This is a genomic window from Wansuia hejianensis (genome assembly GCF_014337215.1).
In the GTDB taxonomy this organism is placed as follows: Bacteria; Bacillota; Clostridia; order Lachnospirales; family Lachnospiraceae; genus Scatomonas; species Scatomonas hejianensis.
The window spans coordinates 1933128-1958017 of record NZ_CP060635.1; the positions used below are offsets into that span (position 1 = coordinate 1933128).

General features: G+C 49.2%; 19 protein-coding genes. 4 read left to right on the forward strand and 15 right to left on the reverse strand.

Annotated features, from left to right (window positions below):
* Positions 1-105: 105 nt before the first annotated feature.
* From H9Q79_RS08785 to H9Q79_RS08810, 6 genes are all read right to left on the reverse strand, one after another.
* The gene (locus H9Q79_RS08785) at positions 106-687 is read right to left on the reverse strand and encodes a helix-turn-helix domain-containing protein (protein WP_118643103.1); all 582 of its coding nucleotides are present in this window, start codon (positions 685-687) and stop codon (positions 106-108) included.
* Between the two features lie 623 nt (positions 688-1310).
* Positions 1311-2213 (reverse strand): cupin domain-containing protein, encoded by a 903-nt coding sequence (locus H9Q79_RS08790; protein WP_249329659.1) that lies wholly within the window; start codon positions 2211-2213, stop codon positions 1311-1313.
* Between the two features lie 25 nt (positions 2214-2238).
* Entirely contained in the window at positions 2239-3120 is an 882-nt protein-coding gene (locus H9Q79_RS08795; RefSeq protein WP_118643097.1) for a DMT family transporter, read from the reverse strand.
* Positions 3117-4547, reverse strand: coding sequence for a trimethylamine methyltransferase family protein (locus H9Q79_RS08800; protein ID WP_118643095.1), 1431 nt, complete (start codon positions 4545-4547; stop codon positions 3117-3119). The genes H9Q79_RS08795 and H9Q79_RS08800 overlap by 4 nt, the downstream gene beginning before the upstream one ends.
* Positions 4544-5512, reverse strand: coding sequence for a glycyl-radical enzyme activating protein (locus H9Q79_RS08805; RefSeq protein ID WP_118643093.1), 969 nt, complete (start codon positions 5510-5512; stop codon positions 4544-4546). Before H9Q79_RS08805 ends, H9Q79_RS08800 begins: the two co-directional genes overlap by 4 nt.
* A gap of 43 nt (positions 5513-5555) precedes the next feature.
* On the reverse strand, positions 5556-7943 hold the full coding sequence (locus H9Q79_RS08810; protein ID WP_118643091.1) for a glycyl radical protein: 2388 nt from the start codon (positions 7941-7943) through the stop codon (positions 5556-5558).
* A 270-nt stretch (positions 7944-8213) separates the two neighbouring features.
* Here H9Q79_RS08810 and H9Q79_RS08815 point away from each other — a divergent pair, with 270 nt between their 5' ends.
* Positions 8214-9977: a sigma-54 interaction domain-containing protein gene (locus H9Q79_RS08815; RefSeq protein WP_249329660.1), complete on the forward strand. Its 1764-nt coding sequence runs from the start codon at positions 8214-8216 to the stop codon at positions 9975-9977.
* Between the two features lie 11 nt (positions 9978-9988).
* Here the strand turns inward: H9Q79_RS08815 and H9Q79_RS08820 are convergent, their stop codons facing one another.
* The 9 genes from H9Q79_RS08820 to nifJ all read right to left on the reverse strand — a co-directional run bounded on the left by H9Q79_RS08820 (position 9989) and on the right by nifJ (position 21801).
* A complete protein-coding gene (locus H9Q79_RS08820) occupies positions 9989-11158 on the reverse strand; it encodes an iron-containing alcohol dehydrogenase (RefSeq protein ID WP_249329661.1) in 1170 nt (389 codons plus the stop codon).
* Between the two features lie 140 nt (positions 11159-11298).
* A complete protein-coding gene (locus tag H9Q79_RS08825) occupies positions 11299-11538 on the reverse strand; it encodes a polya polymerase (protein WP_118643263.1) in 240 nt (79 codons plus the stop codon).
* A gap of 13 nt (positions 11539-11551) precedes the next feature.
* The gene (locus tag H9Q79_RS08830; RefSeq protein WP_330596977.1) at positions 11552-12256 is read right to left on the reverse strand and encodes an ABC transporter ATP-binding protein; all 705 of its coding nucleotides are present in this window, start codon (positions 12254-12256) and stop codon (positions 11552-11554) included.
* A 36-nt stretch (positions 12257-12292) separates the two neighbouring features.
* The gene (locus H9Q79_RS08835) at positions 12293-13012 is read right to left on the reverse strand and encodes an ABC transporter ATP-binding protein (RefSeq protein WP_118643085.1); all 720 of its coding nucleotides are present in this window, start codon (positions 13010-13012) and stop codon (positions 12293-12295) included.
* A gap of 284 nt (positions 13013-13296) precedes the next feature.
* Positions 13297-14583, reverse strand: a complete 1287-nt coding sequence (locus H9Q79_RS08840) for an ABC transporter substrate-binding protein (RefSeq protein ID WP_118643083.1) — start codon at positions 14581-14583, stop codon at positions 13297-13299.
* Positions 14584-14690: 107 nt separating this feature from the next.
* A complete protein-coding gene (locus H9Q79_RS08845; RefSeq protein ID WP_249329663.1) occupies positions 14691-15686 on the reverse strand; it encodes a branched-chain amino acid ABC transporter permease in 996 nt (331 codons plus the stop codon).
* Positions 15687-15707: 21 nt separating this feature from the next.
* On the reverse strand, positions 15708-16577 hold the full coding sequence (locus tag H9Q79_RS08850; protein ID WP_118643079.1) for a branched-chain amino acid ABC transporter permease: 870 nt from the start codon (positions 16575-16577) through the stop codon (positions 15708-15710).
* A 308-nt stretch (positions 16578-16885) separates the two neighbouring features.
* Entirely contained in the window at positions 16886-18115 is a 1230-nt protein-coding gene (locus tag H9Q79_RS08855) for an NAD/NADP-dependent octopine/nopaline dehydrogenase family protein (protein ID WP_249329664.1), read from the reverse strand.
* Between the two features lie 179 nt (positions 18116-18294).
* Positions 18295-21801, reverse strand: coding sequence for a pyruvate:ferredoxin (flavodoxin) oxidoreductase (gene nifJ, locus H9Q79_RS08860; RefSeq protein ID WP_249329665.1), 3507 nt, complete (start codon positions 21799-21801; stop codon positions 18295-18297).
* 400 nt (positions 21802-22201) lie between these two features.
* Between nifJ and H9Q79_RS08865 the strand changes: the two genes are divergently transcribed.
* From H9Q79_RS08865 to H9Q79_RS08875, 3 genes are all read left to right on the forward strand, one after another.
* Positions 22202-22852 carry a GntR family transcriptional regulator gene (locus tag H9Q79_RS08865; RefSeq protein ID WP_118643075.1) on the forward strand — a complete coding sequence of 217 codons (651 nt, stop codon included), beginning with the start codon at positions 22202-22204 and terminating at the stop codon, positions 22850-22852.
* Between the two features lie 140 nt (positions 22853-22992).
* A complete protein-coding gene (locus H9Q79_RS08870; RefSeq protein ID WP_249329667.1) occupies positions 22993-23520 on the forward strand; it encodes a TetR/AcrR family transcriptional regulator in 528 nt (175 codons plus the stop codon).
* A gap of 263 nt (positions 23521-23783) precedes the next feature.
* Positions 23784-24881, forward strand: coding sequence for an alcohol dehydrogenase family protein (locus H9Q79_RS08875; RefSeq protein ID WP_249329668.1), 1098 nt, complete (start codon positions 23784-23786; stop codon positions 24879-24881).
* Positions 24882-24890 lie beyond the last annotated feature (9 nt).

Genomic DNA, 24890 nt, shown 5'->3' on the forward strand with positions numbered 1-24890 from the left:
GGACGTCTGAAAGCCAGGATAATCCCAGCTCTCAGCCGTCCTCTTTTTTGATCTGTTTTTCTTCTTGTGAAAGACTCTCACGCGCAAAAAACGTTCCGGAGCGCCTTATTCTTCATTTTTAAACTCCAGCCAATAGCTGACACAGGTGCCTTCTGTGGTGCTGGATAATGTGTGGGTAGTCTGCGCCCGGATCAGAATCATGTCTCCCTCTTCAAGAATATACTCCTCGCTGTCATTCAGAATGGCCCGAAGCGTCCCCTGCGCCACAATGCCGATTTCGTCATGGCTGTGCGCGGAACGGAAGCAATTGCTGGTATCACCCTTCAGAGTTAATACATCCAGCGAAAAATGAGGATTCCCCTCATAAAGGCACTCAAACCGGACAAGGCCGGAAAAATCATAGAGCAGACAACGGTCAGACTTGCGGACAACATAGGATGAATCCTTGTTAATGGTGCTCAGCAATTCCTCCTCAGTCTTGGAAATCATCAAATCATTAACGGTTATCCCCAACACATAACAGATTTTCTGAATATTATTAATAGAAGGATTCCCGAAACCATTTTCAATCTTGCTCAGAAAGCCAACAGAGAGTCCTGTTTCCTCCGCTAATTGCTTCAAAGTCATTTTTTTTGATTTCCGATAAGATTTTAAACGCATACCGCGGCTGATGGGATCTGGATTCATTCATGCTACCTTTCCTAGTATATCTCATTTTTCCATAGTTTATTATATCATCTCATGGGGATATGTCAATAGATTATGGTTTTGTGGCGAGATGGTGGATGCCCGGACGAACACGCCGGGGAATGGGACGGAAGGTGAGAGGCGCGGCAGAGGGCTGGCTTCGGCCTGAAGTGATACTAACCGGCCATCAGCACCTGCGGGGAGGGACCAGGGCAAGTCCGGTAGAAATTCTGATGAATTTCTATCCTCCGTGCCCTTCGGAACTCGTGCTTGTGGCACAAGTTCCGCCCTCCCCTCCGGCGCCGCTGTCCGCTAAGTATCACTAATCAGGCCTGCAGACGCCCTCTGCCGCGCCTCTCACCTTCCGTCCCATTCCCCGGCGTGTTCTGAACGTTTCAGCCGATACATATGGATTCGCCACAGGGGGAGACACCGATGGAAGCAGACGGTAGATATTGGGAAAGAAAGCAGTCCTGACGCCAATCAGCCACAATCAGCCACTGATTACTGTCTGAAACTATACTGATGACACTTTCGGAGAACCCGGGTGAAGCGTTTTAGATTACCAGAAAGTCTGGGTATCCAAATCGCCTCCCCCCTCACCGACTATTTGGAAACTCCGTTCAGACCTTGCTTAACATCAGGTTGGTTCGATCTGCCGGAGCAACGATCGGAACGTCTGCTATTTCTTCTCTGTTGTAGGAAGAGCCAGCCACCTCGAGATTGCAGGCATACAGTGCCAGCAAGGTATCATTTCCATCATTTACCATTCCATGCATGCAGTTTTTCGGCGCATAGAAGAGTGAGCCGGGAGTTACCTGGAAAATTTCACTGCCGCCGTACATTGTTCCGTGGCCGGAAAGTATATAGAATATTTCAGGCTGTTCGTGAAAATGCGGGGTATAACGGCAATTTGGCTTGGTGATACAGCGTCCCCACCAAAATTCTTTGCATCCCTTGCCTTCATCAAAGGTAGACGTAAAGAATTGGCTGCGGGAGCCCTGTGCGGCCTCAACCATGATGTATGGGTCTGCATCGCCTGCCGCTGCCCATCTGGAGCCGCCGGCTCCGCTGGGGTTCATCAGGTCGGTAGGGCAGTTCGGCTGATAGTAAGCCCGCGCCACTTCTTCAGCCACGGGTTCGCATTTGATATTCTCACCAATCTCATTATCTGTCGCAAAACAGTACAAAAAGCGGACGCCGTTTTTGCCGGACGCTTCATACGCATGCGGAACTCCTATCGAAAAGTAGTTGGACGCCTCTGCCTCCAGCTGGAAACGCTGCCGGCCTAAACGTGCCCAGACCTCGCCCTCCAGAATATAATTACAGTGGGCCAAATTATAGCGGTGGAGCGGAATATCTTTTCCCGCCTCTAATTCTGCCACTCCGAAATAAAACTCTGTTTTTCCTGCCGTTTTTTCACAGAGCAATTCTTTAATCCTGAGGCCATCGCCGACTTCCTTCCATTCCACATCATCCACGTGTGTGACAAATGCCTTTTTATCAAGTCCACCCAATTTTCCCATATCGCTTTACCTCTCTTTCTTTCGTCTAAAAAGTAATTCTCTCTTTTTTAATTCCTTTTTTAACCCGGCATTCTCCCCAGAGAGCTCCGCCGATAATCATTACTGCCCCGAAGATCTGGACAGGCGTCATAGACTCCTTCAGGATCACCGCTGACAGGATGGCCGCTGACACCGGCTCGATATATCCACAGATTGCCACTGTCTGGGCGGGCAGACGCCCGATGTTAGAAAAGAACAGCAGATTACTGGCTGCTGTGCCTATCAAAGCCACCCACAGAATAGGGAGCCAGTCCCCTGTCTGAATCTGGAAATGGAATCCTCCCCGGAATGCAAAGAACAAAAGTATGACGATGGGCACTATCTCCAACTGAAGCGCCGCATTGTCTATCCCCTTGATTTCTCTGGACATTTTGTTGAAAATCACCATTGCTGCATTCGTCACCATTGCGCCCAGAGCCAGAAGTATCCCTTTTGCGCTCAGCCCCTGATTCAAGGCCTGCCCGCTGATCAGCATTACACCAGCCACAGTCAGCGCCAAAGCAGAAACCTTCCGGAACGTGAGCCGCTCATGAAATATGAGGGGCGACAATATCACAACGATGATCGGCGCGCAGAAATTGATGATCGTGGCCATGCTGACGCCGATCAGCGTAAATGCTTCATACAGGAGAAGCCAGTTCACAGCCAGGCAAATACCTGACGCAGTGATAAAGAGCACATCCCTTTTATTCCTGTATACGCTGAGCCTGTGTCCTGTTCCAAAGAACAGGACCGCCACAAACAGGCCCCCTATGACTGAACGCAGCAAAACGATTTCATAACTGTTCAGATCAATAAAGCTGGCCGCCACTCCCTGGGTGCTGCCCATGAGTATCCCTATGATATAAAGAGTCAAATAATTTTTCATCGGTCTTCTTCAGTAAACAAAAGCTCCATCGGTACGTATTTTGCGAGAACCTCTTTCTGTTCGGAGGTTATTTCAGGCATCTGATAATCCTCAAGGCGTTTCATCCACATTTCTTTCGTCACGTCCGTGATCATCTTTCTGCCGTGCTCTTCCCATGTGCCGTGGGATACATGGTTCGCGATCCGGGTTATCAGATAGTCTTCTCTGTAGCAGCACAGGCTGTCTTCCATATTGTCGTCAGACAGCGTCAGGAACTGGCCGCCTGGCCCTGCTTCCAGGAAACAGTCATACAGAAGCGTTTCCTCACTGACTTCAAACCCACGGTTTACCCGCTGTACCATCTGAAGAATTTCTTCATCATAAATAAATTTGTCAAAGCTGACTGAGCTGTCTGATTCCAGGCTTCCGCAGGAATGTACCATAAGGTCAGCACCGCTCTGTATAGTCGCATACATGGTTGCATAGGACTCAATGCCCGCCTGCATATCCACCTGTTTTGCATCACACGAGGAACCGCCGGTGCGGACAGGCAGATTATAATAACTTCCCATAGCCTTCGCAGCAGAAAAGATCAGCACCTGTTCCGCGCTGCCGATAGAAGGAGTTCCAAACCGCAGGTCACAGCCATGGCTCTGGATGCCATACATCACCGGAGCGCCAGGGTTAACCATCTGTGCCGCAACAATACCGGAAAGAGTCTCCACGTTATTAGACAGAAGCAAAGAAGCGATGGAACCCGGAACAGTCATTCCGCTCATGCTGGAAGGCGTAACAAAGACGGCCTGGCCTGCCTTTGCATATTCGATCAGAGCTTCACACATAGCGGTAGAGTAATGGCAGGGAGAAGCCACGCTGATCAGGCTGTTCACTACCGGTTTGTCATATATGCCATAGAAGTCCTGGGTCATCTTAATAGAATCCGCAGCGCTCTTCTTTCCGTCTACCATACCAATGGCCGGCTTCTCATCCATCATCAGGACCGTCGCCATCGCCCAGTTCGTGGAATAAGGCTCAGGAATAAAGGAGAAATCCAGCATATTCGGGTTAGAGACATCCAACACCTTACTGCTGGCATTCAGCTTTGCAAAATCCGTATAGCGCTTCCTGTCGATTTTATGGTAATAGCCATCTTCCAGGAGATAGATCGGACCATAAGACGGCGCGCAGATAGTCTTTCCGCCGCCTACCGTCAGATGGGACTTGCGCCCATACCACTCAAAAGTAGCCGGACAGCTCTTAAGTGCCTCCCTCACATCTTTCTCAGTCATGTAGACGATCTGTCCATCCGTGCGGAAACCATGGGTCCTGAACATCTCAAGGATTTCATCGCACGCAAAAATGATGCCGTTTTCCTCCATCATTTTCATGGAATACTCATGAATCAGATCCAATTCTTTTTTATCAGCAAAATCATATTTTAATCTCATTTTCTATAGTATCCTTTCATTTTATTTTGTGAAACAGCGTGAGCTATTCCTGATACCCGCACTGCAAAAGGCAGCCCCTCCAGATCCAGTTGCTGCAGTTTCTCTGTGACTGCTTCTTTATCCAATGGCTCCAGATCCCTGAATTCATAAGAGCGGCCCAAATAATCATACGTTGCACTGCCCAGCCGGTGGTAGGGCAAAAATTCCAGTTCCATGCAAGCCGGCAGCTGCTTGCAGAATTCCAGGGTCGCCCGGATATTTTCCAGCGTATCATTGACACCGGGAATAATGGGCGCACGGGCATGCAGCGACTTATCCGGATATTCCTCCGCCGCCTGCCGGATATTCCGCAGAATCGTTTCATTGCTTCTTCCAGTCCACCGCTTATGTAATTCCGGGTCCATCAGCTTGATATCCGCAAAATAGGCATCCAGATACGGAAGGATCTTCGCCACATTCTCATAATCCCCGTACATATCCAGTTCTGCCATGGTATGCATGCATTCTTCTTTGCACTGACGCAGAATTTCCGCCGCAAAATCAGCCTGCAGAAGCACGTCGCCCCCACTGAGAGTCACACCGCCCCCTGAAAAGAAATAAAACAGTGATTCCTTCCGGATCTCATGCATGACTTCATCCACCGTCATTGTCTTCCCGTACAGGCCCGTCGCTTCCGTCAGACAGGCATCCACACATTTGTAGCATCCGATACACTTTTCCCGGTCCCGCACCACAGCACGCCTGTCAGCAGATACTGACAGGGCATGCCGGGGACAGACCTGGATGCAGCGGCCGCAGTGAATACACTTTGCCTGTTTATAAAAAAGCTCCGTCTCCCCACTCTGTGATTCCGGCGTCGAGCACCATTTACACCGGAGGGGGCACCCTTTCAGGAATACCACTGTACGAAGGCCGCTTCCATCGTTTGGTGATATTTTCTCAATTCTCAATATTCTTCCTTCCATCTGGCTGCCTCCTCAATTCCTATCCTAAAATTTCACTGTTCTATTATATATGAGTCTGTGTAGTCCTGGAGATAATGTCTCCCTGTGTCTCCGGCCCCAGCTCCGTAAAGTAAGCGGTGTAGCCGGCCACACGGATCAGAAGGTCGCTGTGATCCTCCGGATTCTCCTGCGCATCCTTCAGTTCCTCCGGGTCCACTACGTTGAACTGAACATGGAAAATGCCCATTGCGCAGAGGCTCTTTAAGTATCCCATCAATGATTCAACCGCTTTCTCACCGCGTGCGAAAGCCGGATCCAGTTTCTGGTTCAGCAAAGTCCCCTGGTTGAACCGCGCATGCGGGATATAGGAACAGCTTTTCAGCACGGCGCTCATTCCGTTCGTATCTGTTCCCTGGTTCGGGCTGATTCCGTCGCCCAGCGGAACGTATGCCTTTCTGCCGGATGGCAGAGCCCCTACTTCCATGCCGAACGGAGTATTTCCGGATACCGGAAGAATGCCGCCGTTGTAATGGCCATAAGGATGCTGGAAGCTCTCGATATAATCTGCAATATAATTAAACATATCTTTTGCGATCTGATTTGCGGAGTCATCATCATTGCCATATTTAGTGGCATGCGCGCACATGGCCTGCACATCCTCATACCCTTCGAACCCGGCCTCCAGCGCCTTGCAGAGAGTATCCATGGTGAATGCCTTCTGATCATATACTAGCTCTTTTACCGCCAGAATACTGTTAATCAAGTCAGCCACGCCGATGGCGTCCAGACCGTCACCGATGCTGTATTTCGCACCGCCCCATGCGTAATCGCTGGCGTTCTCAATACACTCCTTGAAGGTCAGAGAGGCTACCGGACATTCCATGTCACGGACAATCTGAGTACAAACCTGATTACCTTCTACCACTGCCTTCAGCATAAAACGTATTTGAGCCTTCACCGCCTCCAGGAACTGGCCGAAGGTCCCGAAGTTCCTCGGATCACCGGTACGGGCGCCTGCATAGCGGCCGTATTTGCGGCTTTTGCCATCATTCAGGGCAAATTCCACCACAGCTCCCAGATTGTAATCACAATAGGAAGTGTAGCAGCGCTGTTTTCCAGCCAGGCTGGTTTCCACACAGCCACAGGGATTCCAGTGATATGCTTCTCTCAGCGGAACACCCTTATTCATCATCATCATGATTCCCGCTTCGTCATTATGAAATGCAGGGAAGCCCGTTCCCATCTGCATCAGCTCTACGACTTTTTTCAGGAATTTATCCGGGTTCCGCGCCAGATTATATTTTACAGAAAGTGATGGCTGATACATCTGTACATCCATGGTCGCCTGCAGAACCAGATAAGACAAATCATTGACTGCATCCATACCATCTTCATCCACTCCACCCACACAGAGATTCTGGAACATGGGATATCCGGCAGAATAACGGGCGGTCGTCGCGTCCTGCAGCATGCATGTTTCGGAGAACTTCACCCACAGACAATCAAGCAGCTCCTGCGCCTCGTCCTCTGTAATCCGTCCCGCCTCAAGATCCGCCTTGTAATACGGATACATATACTGGTCAAAGCAGCCCGGATTATAGCTGGGCGCCTCATGCTCCATGAAAACACAGATATGCAGGAAATACATGGACTGGATCGCCTCCCGGAAAGTGCGGGCCGGCTTCTCAGGAACTCTGTCGCACACTTCTGCGATATCCAGCAGTTCCTTCTTTCTCTTCGGATCTGTCTCTGCCTCCGCCATTTCTTTTGCTTTAGCAGAATATCGTTTTCCAAGCTGGCGCAGGCCGTCTGCAACCAGAGACAGGGCGCGCAGGTAATTCATCTTTTCAAAATCACCCGGAACTGAGAGATCCAGCGTCTCTCTCACAGCTTCGATTCTCTTCTCGATGCCTTCTACCCCTTCCTGAATGATCATTTGATAATCAGGTGTTAGCTCGCCCCAGCCGCGCACGCACTTGCGGTCAATGTAGATCGCACCGCAGTCACGCAGAGTCCGCACCACATCCGGCATCTGTTTTTCCCATTTTTCATTGATGGAACGACCCTTCCAATAGGGTTTTACAACTTCCAGGAACAGCTCCCGGTCCTCTTCCTTCAAATGGAAGGGATCATACTGCCGTTCATTGATCGTATCGATTTCCCTGTCGATGAAAGACCAGCAGTCATCCGGGCATACCAGGCCGCCCCGCTGTTTGCTTCCGGAATTCCCCACGATCAGCTCGTCATCCCAGATCGGGATGGATTTTTCCATACACTGTTTCCGAATTGCATAGGCCTTCTGTACCACATGGGGTTCACCCTCTGATTCCTGAAAGCCTCTTGTCAGGATCACCGCATTCTCCATATCAATCTCCGGATACTTCTCCAATACACGTTCCTTCAGCCGATTGATACGCTCCATATAACTTTTCTTGCTCGTTGTCTTCTGCATATCGTTTCCCTACCTTTCCACCTCAGCTTTGAGATATACTATATATGGTGCAAATACCATGCCAGTTCCTGTATCTAAGCTTTTAAACTCAGAATTTTGATGTTTGGCTCAAAAAACACCGCTGTTTCAACTTCTCCGATTATATATTGCATGCAGTTTCGACATATTGTTGACATTTCAACCCAATTAATTTATAATATATGCAATGATTCGATGCACCACGTTCTTTCATATTCGCAATTAAAAATTGCGCGCCGGGAGGATACCGCGATGAACTATTTGGAGTTATTTGATTTATTCCACCAATGCAGGCTTGGCGCCGTCCTGGCCGCCAGGGACGACATAATACTGGATATCAACCAGCAGGGAGACATCTTCCTGAATGGGAAGGGGAATTTAAAGGGTCAGTCCCTGCGCCGGATCGCTGATTTTCTCTGCATTTCTCCGGCCGGTCAGGATTTCATTCCCAGCAGAGCCGGGGACGGCGTTTCTTTTCGTTGCACCCCTGTTACCGACGGGCAATATGGCAACCCCGCCTTCCATGAATATCTGCTGCCGGTCTGTGTGCTGGAATCCGGCTTGTTCCCTGCCCAAAGCCGCATGGTTGTCTTCCGGGACGCCACCTCTCAGTTTTTCTTTCAGCTGCTGGAGCATGTCTTTCATCAGATGAATGAAGCTGTCACAATCTGGGACAACCAATGCCGCATCCTGATGATTAACAAGGCAGCTGAAAAGCTGGAATCCCACCTTTCCGACGATGTGCTGGGAAAGGAAAACGCCGCTCTGTATAAAGCCAATAAAAACAGTATTCTGGCCATTCCTCAAGTACTAAAGGACAAAAAGCCCCTTCTGAATCTCCGGCAGGATGTATTTACCAACTCCGGAAAAGAAATAGAAATGGTCTCCAGCAATTATCCAGTCTTAATGGACGGCCGGGTAGTTGCCGCCTATAGCATGATGCAAGACCACTCCTCCATCACAGAGCTGCACCACCGGATCGGCGAGCTTCAGCGCACACTGGCTGACACTGATCCGGCCCAAACGCCGAAGACAGACTCCGGCCTGACCGCTCACTACAATTTCAGCGATATCTGCTTTACCAGCAACTCAATCCGTATACTGATTGAACGAAGTAAAATGATCGCTCTTTCCGACTCTCCGGTGTTAATCTATGGTGAAACAGGGACGGGAAAAGAACTGTTCGCCCAGAGTATCCACAATGCCAGCCGCAGGAAACACTGTCCGTTCCTCGCGATCAATTGTGCCGCCATCCCTGAAACTCTGCTGGAAAGCACCCTGTTCGGCACTGAAAAGGGCGCTTACACCGGATCTATCCAGCGGAAGGGGCTGTTGGAGCTGGCCCATACCGGAACCCTTCTTCTGGACGAGATCAATTCCATGGACATCCAGCTCCAGGCCAAGCTGCTGCGCTTCCTCCAGGAAGGGGAATTTCGGCGGGTGGGCGGCGTGAAGAGCATCCATGTGGATGTGAGGATCATCTCCAACACAAACATAGCCCCTATGGAAGCCATTCAGAAAAAACAGCTCCGAATTGACCTCTACTACCGCCTGGGAATTGCCAATCTGACCATTCCCCCTTTGCGGGAACGCAAAGAAGATATCCCTACCCTGGTGCAGAGTTTTCTCCTGAAAGCCCGGAAAGCCACCGGTAAATCAGTTCTGGGCATCGACAAGCACACGCTTTCTGTCTTCTTTGCCTATGACTGGCCCGGCAATATCCGGGAGCTGCAGCATGCCATCGAATACAGCATGACGATTCTGCCCTTTGACCTCCAATACATTACGCCGGAATACCTGCCAGACCACATTCTCGACGCGACCGCCGCAGCCCCGGCCCCTGTGCAGAATGAATTGCCGAAGGAAAATCTGGTCCGCGCCGCCACTCGGAAAACAGCGCGCACATTGATCCAGCAGACGCTGGCGGAACACCAGAACAACATCTCCGAATCAGCAAAAGCGTTGGGAATTTCCCGGCAGAATCTCCAGCGCTACATCAAATCCCTGGATCTCTGAAAGTTGCCCGCTTAAAAGCATTCCTTGAAAATCGCAAGGATTTCCCCGTGCGTCATTCTCTTATAGCTGCCGGGCATGATGGGACAGGAACCGGCAATTTCCTTTAAGTCCGTTTGCTCCGTCACCCCAAGCTCACGCAGGGTGGTTGGCAGGCCAATTTCCCGAATAAAGGCGGCGAGAGCTTCCACGCCGGCCTTTGCCAGCTCTTCCTCAGTTTTCCCTTCAGAGCTTATCCCCCAAACCTGGCTGGCAAAACGGGCAAATTTTTTCCGGCCTGCCTCACAGATATGGCGGTAATAAACCGGATGCAAAACCCCCAGCCCCGCGCCGTGACCGCAGTTCGTATAAGCTCCCAGCTGCTGTTCCATGATATGGCACATGAAATCGGTGCGCTTTCCCAGCTTAATCATACGGTTTTCAGCCATGGTAGCGTCCCACATCAGATTGCTCCTGGCGTTGTAGTCCCGGGGATTCTGAATGGCCGTCCGGAGATTGCGGATGACACTCCGCATCAGCGCCTCTGAAATATCGTCGGAAACATTATCCTCATCCGGCTCGCTGAAATAGGTTTCCATGATGTGCGAGAGGATGTCAAAGCTGCTGGCTGCCATCTGATGCTTGGGAACACTGAATGTATATACAGGATCGAGCAGGGCGAACCTGGGATTACACACAGGATACTCATGGCTGGTTTTAATTTTCAGCTCTTCATTGGTGATGACAGCGCTGCCGTTGCATTCGCTGCCGGTGCCTGCCGCGGTGACGATCACCCCCAGTGGAAGCGGTTCAAAATCAAAGACACCCGGCTTTTCCCAGAAGTCCGCCCATAAATCACCCTCATAACGGGCCGCGATGGAAACTGCCTTACAGCAGTCCATCACGCTGCCGCCGCCAACTCCCAACAGCAGGCTGACCCCGTGTTCCCGTGCCAGCTTCCCTCCTTCCAGCACCTTCCGGTAAGTGGGATTTTCCATGATGCCGGAAAAGTCCACAATCTTCTTTCCCGCACCCTCTAATATTCCTGCAACTTCATCATACACGCCGTTCTTCTTTATGGAACCGCCGCCGTAGCAGAGCATCACCGTATCGCCGTAAACCTCTGCCAGTCCTCCCAGATATTCCCGCACACATCCTTTTCCAAAATACACTTTTGTTGAATTCTCAAAAACAAAATGATCCATTATGCTCTCCTTTCTGATACAAACCCCCTTGAAATATAAACTGTTTCCCGGCATGCGGGACAGTTGCGGAACTAAAAACGGAGGTATGAAGCCACCCCCACCAGAATGTCCATACCTCCGCTTTTTATATAGCACAACAATTATTCAACTGTAGTAACGACAAAGGAAACGAGTTTCGCCATGTCCTCCGGGTTGCTGGTGCGGATCTCCATCTCCGGAATCTTTCCGCCGGAAAAAATATTCGCATAAGCAATGAGTTTGGACAGCTGCGATTTCAAATTCAGGCAGTCCCCTTCCGAAGTAAGCAGTTCCACAGTACCTTCACAGGTTTGAACTGTGTCGAAAAATCCGTCAATATCTTTAATATTATAGAATTTCATATAAATGTCCTCATTAAATGCCAAGATAAGCCTTCTGAATATGGTCGCTGGCCAAAAGCTCCGCACTGTTTCCAGAAAGCACAACACGTCCGTCCTCTAACACATATGCGCGGTCTGTCACTTTTAATGTAGTATTTACATTCTGTTCAACCAGCAGTATGGAAACTCCGTTTACTGTCAGCTGTTTCAGCGTTTCGAGCACCTGCAGCACGATGTTCGGAGCCAGGCCCAGAGAAGGCTCGTCTATGAGCATCGCCTTTGGGTTTGACATCAGGCCTCTGGCAATCGCCAGCATCTTACGCTCTCCACCGCTCAAAGTCCCTGCGTTCTGTTTCAGTCTCTCTTTCAGTCTCGGAAACATCTGCAGCACTCTTTCATAGCTCTCCTGAATCTGGACTTTATCCCTGATAGAATAAGCACCCATCTTCAGATTCTGTTGCACGGTCATGCCTGAAAACAGAGCGCCATCATCTGTGATATAGCTCAGTCCGGCCTTCGTGATTTCCTGTACAGAAAGTTTTGTGATTTCCTTTCCGTCAAAGGTAATTTTTCCCTTTGTAGGTGTTATAATGTTGGAAATCGCCCGGAGAGTCGTTGTCTTTCCGGCTCCGTTGGGTCCAACCAGCGCGACGAATTCCCCTTCTTTTACTTCCAGGGAAACATCCCACAAAATGCCCAGCTTACCATATCCAGCATCTACATTTTCTAATTTAAGCAATTGTTTCACCTCATCCCGTTAGGTTTTACCATCTCATCAGTGTACATCGGTCTTTCCCAGATAGGCACTGATGACATCTTCATTTGACAGCACTTCCTGCGGAACTCCTTCTGCGATCTTTGTCCCGAATTCAAGCACAGCAACCCTGTCACAAATTCCTGTAATAAAACGCATCAAATGCTCGATACATATGATTGTCACACCGCTGTCCCGAATCCTGCGCACCAGCTCAATGAAGTCTGGCAGCTCAGCAGGCGTCAGCCCCGCCGCTACTTCGTCCAGCAGCAAAAGCTTGCAGTTTGTCGCCAAAGACCGCGCCAGCTCCAATCGTTTCAGCTGGATCGTATTCAAATTCTCAACAATCGTATCCTCTGGCAGGGGGAACTGAGCGAAATCCAGCAATTCCCGCGCCCGTTCCTTCGCACCCTGAGGTTTTTCCGCGCCAAACACGCAGCCAACCATAACATTTTCCAGAGCTGTCATTTTGGGAAATCCACGCACATTCTGAAATGTCCGGGAGATTCCGAGATGGCACAGCTTTTCCTGCGCAAAACCTGTTATATCTTTTCCCTGATATAATACCTTACCGCTATCCGGAGCATAGAATCCTGCGATGCAGTTCAGAAAAGTTGTTTTACCGGCGCCGTTTGGCCCGATAATCCCGACAATTTCTCCCTCTTTCACCTGAAGTGAAACTTTGTTAACTGCAACCAATCCTCCAAATCGCTTTTCAACGTCAATTGTCTCTAGTAGCATAATATCCTCCTGCTCTTTCCGCTTAATATATTACAATGAAAGTTCCGGACGACAGCCGGGCCGACGGCATGCCTGCATGCACAGAAGCACGGAGATCGAACGGATAAGGAAGTATGTGCCGCTGGCCGTCAGGCCGGATTGTGAATACTCCCGGCAGCTGTGGGAGCGCTGAAGGCGCCGGACAGCTGACTTTCATGATCGGTAATGTCCACATCAGCGAACATGTCCGTTTACTATGTGGGGAGGCGAGCAATATCCTCCCCACAGAATACAGCATTTTTTATTTATTTTGCATAATCCGGTACAAACATAGGCGCTTCTCTGTCAGCTTCCGGCCATACGACAACCTCTTTGTCGCCATCCAGCTGAATTACCTGGAAGTAAAAATGATCTTCATCTACGATCGGGTCGATTCCGTTATCAGCGCTGTACTCATAAGATGTAACGAGAACGCTGTCGTCAAATGTGATCCCGCCGGTCTGCAGAACTTCTTTGCCAAACTGATACAGTGTCTCAGAGTTTACTTTTTCATATTTCTTCTCGCACTCTTCGATACATTTGATCAGGAATTTTGCTCCGTCATAATTGATGCCGCCTGTGGTAGCTGACGGGGTGTATCCGTATTTGTCTTCAAAAGCTTTCGCAAATTCCATCGCTCTGTCATTGACCAGCTTGGAACGGCATACCAGCGTACCGGTTGCGGCATCGCCTGTCAGCTCATACCAGTTGGCGGCCTCTGTCAGGCAGTCTGAAGTCTGCAGGCAGGGCAGATTGGATTCCTTGGCCTGCTTAATGAAAGCCGCGCCCGCTGCCGGATTGGTCAGCTGCACAAACGCCAGGTCCGCGCCAGATTCTTTGATCTTTGCGATAGAAGTGTAGAAATCTGTCACGTTGATTGCAGTGTAATCCTCAAATACACATTCGCCGTTAAATGCCGGCATGGAATCCTTAACCGTCGTACCGAATACGCGGCCAAAGTCCGTGTCATCTGCGAATACCGCATATTTCACCCGGCTGGCATCCCATTCCCCATTGTCGATCAGTTCCTGAAGCAGGGCAAAATATCCGATTGCCAGAGACTCAGATTTCGGCCAGATTTTGCTCATCAGATAACTGTTTTCTTTTCCCTCTACCTTCTCATTGATTACTGATGATGATGAGCTTGAGAAGTACCAGGGAACCTTGTATTTATTGCAAACGTCTACCATGGCTACCGCAACGGAACTGTTCCAGCTGCTCAGCACCACTTCGTCGCCCCTCTTAACAATACCTTCTTCCAGAGCCAGCGCGCCTTTGTCCGCATCAGATGTCGCGTCTACAAAGTCGAGCTCTATCGTGTAGCTGCCGACCTTATTGTCAACCTCTTCGAAAGCCATTGTGATGGTATCCTGCAGCTCTTTTCCTGCTTTTGCAGACTCACCGGTCAGCGGGATCGGAACGGCGATCTTCAATACATCATCCTCCGCTCCCGCCGCAGATGCTCCTCCTCCGCCGCAGCCGGTGGCTACTGTTGCAAATGCACATGTTGCTGCCAGGAATACTCCCATCATTGCTCTTGTCCGCTTTCTCATAGTTGTTTCCTCCCTTTCTTTGCATAAGTTTTCTTATGCATTTGTTAATCCATTACTCTTTATATGCTACTATAATTACACCCATAATAACTTGCTTTTAATGCCTATTATTCTTTTGCCGCTTCCTTTTTTCTGCCCAGACGTTTTTTAAAGAACGCTTTTACCGGCCTCTCGAATCCCGCGATTCCGTTCGGCATGAAGATCATGACCAGAATCAGCACCAGGCCGTAGATGATGTACTTCAGCTCAACCAGAGAGTTCAGGGACTCAAAGATCGGCATGGTGATAAAGGCTGCAAGCAGTGGTCCCCAGATGCTTCCCCGGCCGCCCACATAGGCAATTACCAGAATCTGAATCGTACCCTTGGTTGCCATCAGCGTCGGAGTTAAGATGCCGATATAATGCGCATAGAATCCGCCGCAGAGACCTGCGATAAAACAGGAAATACAGAAGTTAATCAGCCTGTATTTCAGCGGGCTGACACCGGTGGTACGGGCCGTCTGCATATCCTGCCCAAGAGCCGTAAACGCAAGGCCAAGATGCGATTTCACGATCACTCTCAGAACAATGAACGTGAGCACGCAGATACCGAATATCACATAGAAATAAGGCGTAGACCACGGCGTGTCGAACAACGGCTGTACCTGAAGCCCCAGCGCTCCACGGGTCAGCCCCGTCAGCGCATTCGCGGCATTCATCAGAATCAAACCCACAAACCATGCCAGCAACGCTGCGAACATTCCGTCCATCCGCAATGTCAGCAAACCAATCAGTAAACCTGCTAAGGTCGCCATCAACCCGCCAAGAATCATTCCAACCCAGGGAGTCATTCCAGCCCGCTCAAACAAGAGCGCTGAAGTATAGCCTCCCAGTCCCATCAAAGCTGCATAGCCCCAGTTGGCTACTCCTATGTAACCTGCCGAAAGGTCAAACCCCATCGCCAGTGTTCCGTACAGTACGCACATCAGCAGGAGCCGGATATTATATTCGTTGCCCGCAAACAGGGGAGACAGCCCAAGAACAATAAATGCCACCAGGCTAATAGGGCTTAATCCTACTTTGCCCAGTATTGCAGAAAATTTAGATGTCTTATTCTCTTTCATGGCAAATTCCTCAATCCTCTCTTATACTTTCACTCTCTTACCAAACAATCCGGTCGGCTTAATCAGTAGAATCACTACGATAACAGAAAGTGATACGGCATCTGCCCAAGCAGCACCCACATAATACGTCGCAAACACTTCAATAAACGAAACTATGAACGCGCCTACAATAGTCGCTTCCAAATTGCCAAGGCCTACCAGAATTACTACAAACCATGCCGCATACAGAGGTTTTAACCCCATGGAAGGATATGCCGGCGTGATGGAAATCAGCGCGGCTCCCGCAATCGCTGCCAGCATACTGCTCAACGCAAAGGTCAGCGTATGGATTGAATTGATCTGTACACCCATCAGCATAGCTCCCTCTTCGTTCTCGGAAACTGCTGTGATGGCATTTCCTGTTCTGGTCTTTTTCAGGAAAGCCCAGAAGAAAATAACGACTGCAATTGCAACAACAAACGCGATCATACGATCCATCGGGATATTGATACCGGCTATATTAAGAGAACCCGCCCAAATTTTTTCAACACCAAGGAATTCTGCGCCAAAGATCATCTGCGCAACATTCTGAATCACGAAACTAATACCTGCTGTTACAAGAAATGTGTTCAAACTCCAATCAGATTTTGAACGCTTTCTCAGCGGATTAAATGTCAACCGCTCGATAATTGCCCCAAACACAAAACCCATCACTGCTGCCAGAACGAGGACAACAATACCAGGAAGTCCCAACATGGAAAGCCCCACATATGCACAATACGCGCCTATCAGATAAAACTCTCCATGAGCAAAGTTCGGTATCTTCATGACACCATAAACCAGCGACAAGCCCATACTGATCAGGATGTACATACCTCCCTTCAGAACAGCGCTGATAATTAAGTCAATCATACTACATCCTCCTACTCTTCCGCTTCTATAGGAGTACCACAAAGTTACTGAGTATCTCCGCTCGTCTCCTTATAAGATAACAAACCCTTAAACACAATTCTCCCTCTCTTTTGCTTCTCCATTCACAGTCGCTTTCCTGAGTCTGGCAGCCGTTCATTCTTGTATTTTTTCAAGTACAAGATATTTGTTTATAAAATAGTAGGCATATTCCAATCGGTCCATTTGAAATATGCCTACTGATTCTAACGGCCTTCCCAAATTGAAACTAACATATGATTAAGCACAAAAGAGGAACTTCTGCTTTCTTATCACTGCTTCGGAGTGTATTCTCCTTCATGCAGATATTTCTGCAACTGCTCATCTGTCATGTGATCAATGTCGAGATAATCCAGCGTATACTTGCTTCCCGCGATCAGGTCACGCTTGATCATGACATTTGCCAGATAGATCATGCAGTCAACAGTCGGGGTCGGAACATTGTACTTCTTGCCCAGCTGCTGAATCAGATAGCATCCAACCGGAACATCTTCTGTGATGTAACGGTTCTCCAGATCGAAGGGTCCATCACCGTAGAAGTTCTCGTATTTCTCTTCAAACGGAACCGCGAAGTCCGGTCCCATGTACTCTTTACCATACATGGTAGTACGAGAGAAGAAATCTTCGTAGTTAACGGTGCAAAGTTCTACGTCCATGGCCTTAGCCAGAGCTTTTTCTTCTTCCCAGAAGACAGCCTGCACTTCTGCTATAGCAGGGCACAGAGCAAATCCATACAATGAATAGTTCTTCTTATCCTGTCCCAATACGGTATCGAAGTTCTGCATAACCGCAGCGCCCAGAACAGTTCCGGGAACGTGGATCACCGGGTTGACATTGGACAGGTTAATATCAATAACAGTTTTACCCTTCACGAATCCATCACCGGTACGGATTGCATCAAATGCCGGTATGTACTGTGCAGACTCTATAAACGCGTCTGTATCTGTGTGAGGCAGAGCCGCGCCGCGGATGGTAGTGATACGGTCTTCTACCTTGCACTCATTGGTGGTAACGCCGCCGCGTCTTACGATACGCACGCCATACGGAGCTGTATACCACGCGCCTACAATTACCTTCTTGGTGCAATTCAGTTCACGCATGATCTTTCTGCATACAAATGTGCCGCAGTTATCAGGCAGGATGTGGATCACCTGGCCATCTTCCAGAAGCGGAATCAGCTGACGGAAAATAGATTCATGTGCCATTGCAACAGTGGCTACTACGATGATTCCCGCACCCTTAACAGCTTCTGCCATATCGGTGGTCACCATACTCACATGGCCTACACCACGTCTTTCAAATCCATAATAACTAAACTGGTTGCCAGTAAGCTTAATTCCCGTTCTCATCAGATTGTTGAAGTTCTGCTTGAAAGCTTCTTGCTCCCAAATTCTCACTGTCGCCCCGGCTAATGCGCAGTCACCTGCCATTGTTTTGCCTACCGCACCACAGCCCAAGATAGCAATTGGCATATCCTTTAAATAGCTCATATCTGCTGCCATCTTCTCTTCCTCCTTTTTAATGGTTTTTATCAAATCTGATTCATTGAATTGAATTCAATGGATTGATTTTATTATAACAGGATCAGTTCTTTGTGTAAATCGGCAATATACTATAATATTGCCCATGTTTTTTTGTGCAATTTATCCTAACTGTATTTTTAAACTACCAATTGCATGCATTATTGCTGTGCCAGTTTCATATATGACTGATACCGCTCCTTTGCATCTGCCTCTGCTTTGGCATACAGGGCTTCTGCTTTCTCCGGAAAAACGTTCCGCAGGGATGCATACCTGTTCTCTCCCATCAGGAAATCACGGAAGCTGCCTTTCGGCTCTTTGGAATCCATCTGGAAGGGATTCTTGCCTTCCTTCTTCAGATCCGGATTGTACCGGTACAGATGCCAGTACCCTGCTTCCACAGCATTTTTCTCTTCGGTTATGCTCATGCCCATGGCCGCTTTCATGTGATGCTCAATACACGGGCAGTAGCAGATCACCAGCGAAGGCCCGTCGTATGCTTCCGCTTCACGGAGCGCTTTCAGTGTCTGTGCGGGATCGGACCCCAGCGCTACCTGCGCCACATAGACATAGCCATAGCTCATGGCCATCATGCCCAGGTCCTTCTTCTTCGTCTCTTTACCGCCGGCCGCGAATTTCGCAATGGCACTGGCCGCTGTAGACTTAGACGCCTGGCCGCCGGTATTTGAATATACCTCCGTATCCAAAACCAGCAGGTTGATATCCCTGCCGCTGGCCAGCACATGGTCCAGACCGCCATAGCCGATATCATAAGCCCATCCGTCCCCGCCGAAGGCCCAAACGCTCTTCTTCGTGAGGAATTCTTTATTATTCCGAATAAAGTCCGCTTCTTCATTATCAACGCCTTCAATAGCCGCCAGAAGAGCGTCACTGACTTCACGCGTTACCTCCGGGTCTTTGCCCTTTTCCAGATAAGCAGCACATGCTTCTTCTGCAATTCCGCTTGCTTTCAGCTTTTCAACCTTATCAACCAGCTGTCTCTTGATGGTGTCCTGTCCCAGCAGATATCCATACGCATACTCTGCGTTATCCTCAAAGAGTGACATGGCCCAGCTGGGTCCGTATCCTCTCTTATCAGTACAATAGGGAGATGCCGGCGTAGAGCCGCCATACGCGGAAGAGCAGCCTGACGCATTGGTTATGTACATTCTTTCACCAAAGAGCTGCGTAACCAGCTTGATGTAAGGTGTTTCACCACAGCCTGCACATGCGCCGGAGAACTCGAAGTACGGCTTCGCAAACTGTATGCTCTTGACATTTTTATTGCTGATGGCGTCCTTCTTGATCTCGACTTCATCCACTCCATAATTCCAGTTGGCAGATTCTTTTACCTGGCTCTCCAAAGGCTTCATAGTCAGTGCTTTTTCCTTCGCAGGGCATACGTTCACGCAGCTTCCGCACCCGGTACAGTCATAGGGCGATACCTGCATGCGGTATTCGTATTTTTCAAGGCCCTTTCCTTTGGTTGGAACCGTTGCGAACCCGGCGGGTGCCGCTTCTTTTTCAGCCTCCGTAACCAGGATGGGACGGATGGCTGCATGTGGGCAGACCAGAGCACACTGGTTACACTGGATACATTTTGCCGAATCCCATTCCGGAACATCCACAGCCGCGCCGCGCTTCTCATATTTGGTGGTACCTGCCGGCCAGGTTCCGTCTTCCAGGCCATATTTCGTCATCTGGCTGACCTTCAGGACATCACCCTTCTGACGGTTCATCACATCAACCACTTCACTGATGAATTCCGGCACTTTGCGTTCTGACGGCTCATCTTCAGCCGTTGCCCAGCTCTCCGGGATCTGGATCTCTTTCAGCTCGTTGATGCCATAATCAATGGCATTGTTATTCATGTCTACAACTTCCTGGCCCTTTTTCTTAAAGTAGGACTTGTAGTTAGCGTCTTTCATCTCCTGAACAGCTTGTTCCAGCGGAATTACCTCCGCCAGTTTGAAGAAGGAAGCCTGCAGTATGGTGTTGGTCCTGTTCCGCAGCCCGATTTCTCTGGCAATACGGATGGCATCGATGGTATACAGCCTCGCATGTTTGGCCGCCAACGCCCGTTTCATGGATGCGGGCAGATGGGTTTCCAGCTCTTCCTCGTTCCAGCTGCAGTTCAGCAGGAAAATACCGCCGTCTTTCAGGTTCTCTACCATATCATATTTGTTCACATAGGACGGATTGGAGCATTGCACAAAATCCGCCGCCTGAATCAGATAGGGCGCATGGATCGGGTCTTTCCCGAACCTCAGATGAGACTGTGTCAATCCGCCTGATTTCTTGGAATCATATACAAAATATGCCTGGCAGTACAGATCTGTGGCATGGCCGATGATCTTGATGGAGTTCTTGTTGGCTCCCACCGTACCGTCTGAGCCCAGCCCCCAGAATTCTGCATTAGTTACGCCATCCGGCGTGGTATTGATTTCCTCTCCCACAGGCAGGGAAGTAAAGGTCACATCATCCTCAATGCCAATGGTAAAATCATTCTTCGGCTCATCTGCCTTCAGGTTCTCGAATACACTCACCAGCTGTGCGGGTGTGGTATCTTTGGAACTCAGGCCATAGCGTCCGCCTACGATCTTCATGGAATATTCTTTTTCTTTATATAACGCGCAGATATCCTGATACAGAGGCTCTCCCATGGCGCCTGGCTCTTTTGTGCGGTCCAGCACTGCAATTTTCTTCACAGTCTCCGGAAGCACCTTCAGGAAGTATTCTGCAGGGAAGGGACGGTACAGATGTACATTCAGCATTCCGACCTTCTCGCCTTTTGCCACCAGATAATCAACGGTCTCCTGTGCAGTCTCGGCCGCCGATCCCATAAGTACGATCACACGCTCTGCATCCGGCGCTCCGTAATAGTTCACCAGATGATAGTCCCGGCCGGTCAGTTTGTTGATCTCTTCCATATAATGCTCTACGGAATCCGGAATTTCATTGTATCTCACATTCATGGCCTCACGGCACTGGAAGAAGATATCCGGATTCACGGTGGTTCCTCTGGTGGCCGGATGCTCTGGATTCAGTGAATGGGCACGGAAGGCACGGATGGCATCCATATCTACCAGCGGTCTCAGATCTTCATAATCTAACGCATCAATTTTCTGGATCTCGTGCGATGTACGGAACCCGTCGAAGAAATGCAGAATCGGCATTCTCGCATGAATGGCTGCCAGATGTGCTACTGCTCCCAGATCCATAACCTCCTGAGGAGAAGCAGATGCCAGCATGCCGAAGCCTGTGCTTCTGACTCCCATGACATCCGAGTGATCCCCGAAAATGGAAAGGGCATGTGCCGACAATGTCCTGGCTGATACATGAAAAACGCCCGGAAGCATTTCACCTGCAATCTTATACATGTTCGGAATCATAAGAAGCAATCCCTGAGAAGCCGTATAGGTGGTGGTCAATGCGCCGGACTGCAGCGCTCCGTGAACCGTACCTGCGGCACCGCCTTCTGACTGCATCTCTACTACTTCTACCGGCTGTCCAAACAAGTTCTTCTTGCCATTCGCCGCCCACTCATCCACATACTCAGCCATAGGGGAGGAAGGTGTGATCGGGAATATACCGGCAACCTCTGTAAATGCATACGAGGTATATGCAGCTGCTTCATTTCCGTCCATAATTGCTTTTTTACTGGACATTTCTATGTACCTCCTTATTTTCTAATCCTTTCAAATCCGATATTCCGTCATTTTATTGCATACCGTGCCAATAATTGCATGCAATATTTGTTGTTACATTTAATATAAATTTTTTCATACAAAATGTCAATGAACAATACATAAGAAATTTTCTCACGTATTTTGTGAATATTGTCCTAAAAAGTATTTGCAATATGTTATTTTGGGGGTTATAATAGTAAAAGTCGTAAGGGGCATTATTGATGATCATAGGAAGCAGACGGTATTGAGTGAATGCCAGGCATCCACATTTTCTTCTCTGGGCAATGCTAAGAATGAATAGGGATATACAATTCTGTAAATATAATCATTAAACAAACGTTACTATTTTTCACCCACTTTTTAAAAAGGAGTATGATCCATGCGTTCTCAAAGCAGCATTGCATACGAACAACTTAAAGAACAGATATTTCATATGGATTTACTGCCGGGCGAGAAAATATCTGAGCTACAAATTTCTTCTCAGTTAAATATCAGCCGCACGCCCGTACATGACGCAGTCAGGCGGCTAGCCGCAGAAGGCCTGGTGACGATCCAGTCCAAACGCAGCGCTGTTGTCGCAAAATTTACCGACAAAGAGATCAAGGATATCGGTTCCATCCGTCTCGTACAGGACATCCTTTCGGCAGAGCTGGCATCCTATTATGGCAGCGCGGCAGATTTTGAACAGCTTGAACATCTGGCCACTGTCTGTGAGGAAGCCGCTGAACAGGGCAATATCTATAAACGGATACACGCAGACGGAGATTTTCACTTGAAGATAGCTGAGATTTCAGGGAACACGAATTTATATCAGCACCAGTACTCAGTCTATCAGCAGATTCATTTGATTCAGATTTCCAAGTACACCAGCATCGAAGACAGTTTGCTGCAGATCCATCACCATCTGCCCATCATCGAGGCTCTCCGCAACGGCGAAATTGCCAAGCTGCGAAAACTGATTTGTATGCACATTCAAGACTTTTTTCAGATAGACCCATACCTTTTAAAGTGCTACGGAACAGATGAATAATCAGAAATTCTTAGGATAGAGGATCGTATATGCAAAGTAATAATCCAAAAATACTTTCCCAAGAGAGTTCCGCACCTCCCAAGTTAACCCGGCGCAAACAACAAGCGTTACTTACCAAAGACAAGATCTTCCAGGCCGCTATGGAGGTCATCAACAGAAAGGGATTCAGCAACACCACTATAGAAGATATCACCTCCCAGGCCGGTGTGGCCAGCGGCAGTTTTTATACATACTTCAAGTCAAAGGAGGCTATCGTATTAGAAACGTTCAAGCATTTAGACGAAATCTATGAATGGGCCTATCAGCAGATAGGAAATGATACATTTTTATCTACAATCACCAGATTCATCCGTCTCTCCTGTTCTGAGTATGAAAAACGGGGAAAGGGAATCATCAGGGCGATTATTTCCAACTACTTTTCGTTCCCTGAGTTCGACTTTTTTCAGCCGGACCGCTCACTGATCCGCTGCCTCCAAAGCATTGTTGAAAAAGGGATTTCCGACGGCGAGGTCAACAGCGCTCTCACCGCCGGCGAATATGTGACACAGCTGCTCTCCGCCATGACGGGCGTGGAGGTTCTGTGGTGCTTTGACAAGACCGGGCAAAGGCTGGCCGATATGATGGCCGCATCCATTCGCTCCATGGCGCTCGGCATGCTGGCAAAATAAATATAATTTCATAGGATGTCTCAGAAGTCCATAGCCTTCGGCGTTACAGGATTTTTGAGACATCCTTTTTTACGCTGCGTGGATCAAAATATATTGAATGTGATCTTCAATTAGTTTTGATTTATTTATGGCTCAAGCGGTATTACAATGACCGTATGAAAAAATCTACAATGTATACCCGCCGGGCGCTCCGTAACACACGCTCCCGGCGGGTCGGGGGAGCAGCTTACGCTGCCCTACAATGAATGAGGAGGTTCGCGCAGATGACAATTATTCCTGAAAAAATGAAAGGTGTATACCTCACCGGTTACGGAGGCTATGACAAGCTGGAATACCGGGAGGATATTCCGGTTCCAAAGCCAAAGCCCGGCGAGGTGCTGGTGAAGATCAGCGCAGCGGCGGTGAATAACACAGACATCAACACCCGTATCGGATGGTACTCTAAAAATGTCAGGACCGCCACTGACGCCGGCGGCGCCGGCGGATTTCAGGCAGATGTGAAAGAAGACGGCTCCTGGCTCGGCCAGCCGCTGAGCTTTCCGCGAATCCAGGGGGCGGACAGCTGCGGCAGGATCGTGGCAGTGGGAGCAGGCGTAGATGAAAGCCGGATCGGGGAAAGGGTAATCATCCGCAACGTACAAGAAATGCCAACAAGCGGCCGCGGCCTTGAATGCTTTACTCATGGCTCTGAATGTGACGGAACGTTCTGCGAGTATACAACCGCCTGTTCTGAAGAGGTATTTAGTCTCAACAGTGATCTGTCCGATGAAGAACTGGCCGTGCTGCCCTGTGCCTATGCGACAGCTAATAATCTGATCTGCCGGGCAGGCGTAAATAAGAATGACCGTGTTCTTGTAACGGGAGCCTCCGGCGGCGTAGGTTCCGCACTGGTACAGCTCGTGAAGGCCAGGGACGCACTGGTAATCGGCGTGTGCGACCACGGCAAGGAAGATCTCCTGAAGCGCTGCGGCGCCGACGAGATCATATTCCGGGACGAGGATTACATAGAACGGCTCGGAGAGATGTCTGTCGACGTGGTGCTTGATATGGTTGCAGGCAGTTCCTGGCCGCAGCTTTTGAAGATCCTGAAGAAGGGCGGAAAGCTTGGGATGTGCGGGGCTATCGCAGGACCAATTGTTGATTTCGATGTCAGAGATATGTATTTAAAGGATTTGAGCTTCTTTGGAACGACTTATCAGACAAGAGATTCCATGCTCCAGCTGATCGATTTCGCGGAACAGGGCAAGATCCATCCGATCATTGCCAGAGTTTTTCCACTGAAGGACATCGTGGAGGCTCAGAAAGCTTTTCTTTCTAAAAAACACGTGGGAAAGATTGTGCTAAAAATAAGCGAAGGCTAACATCTGCCG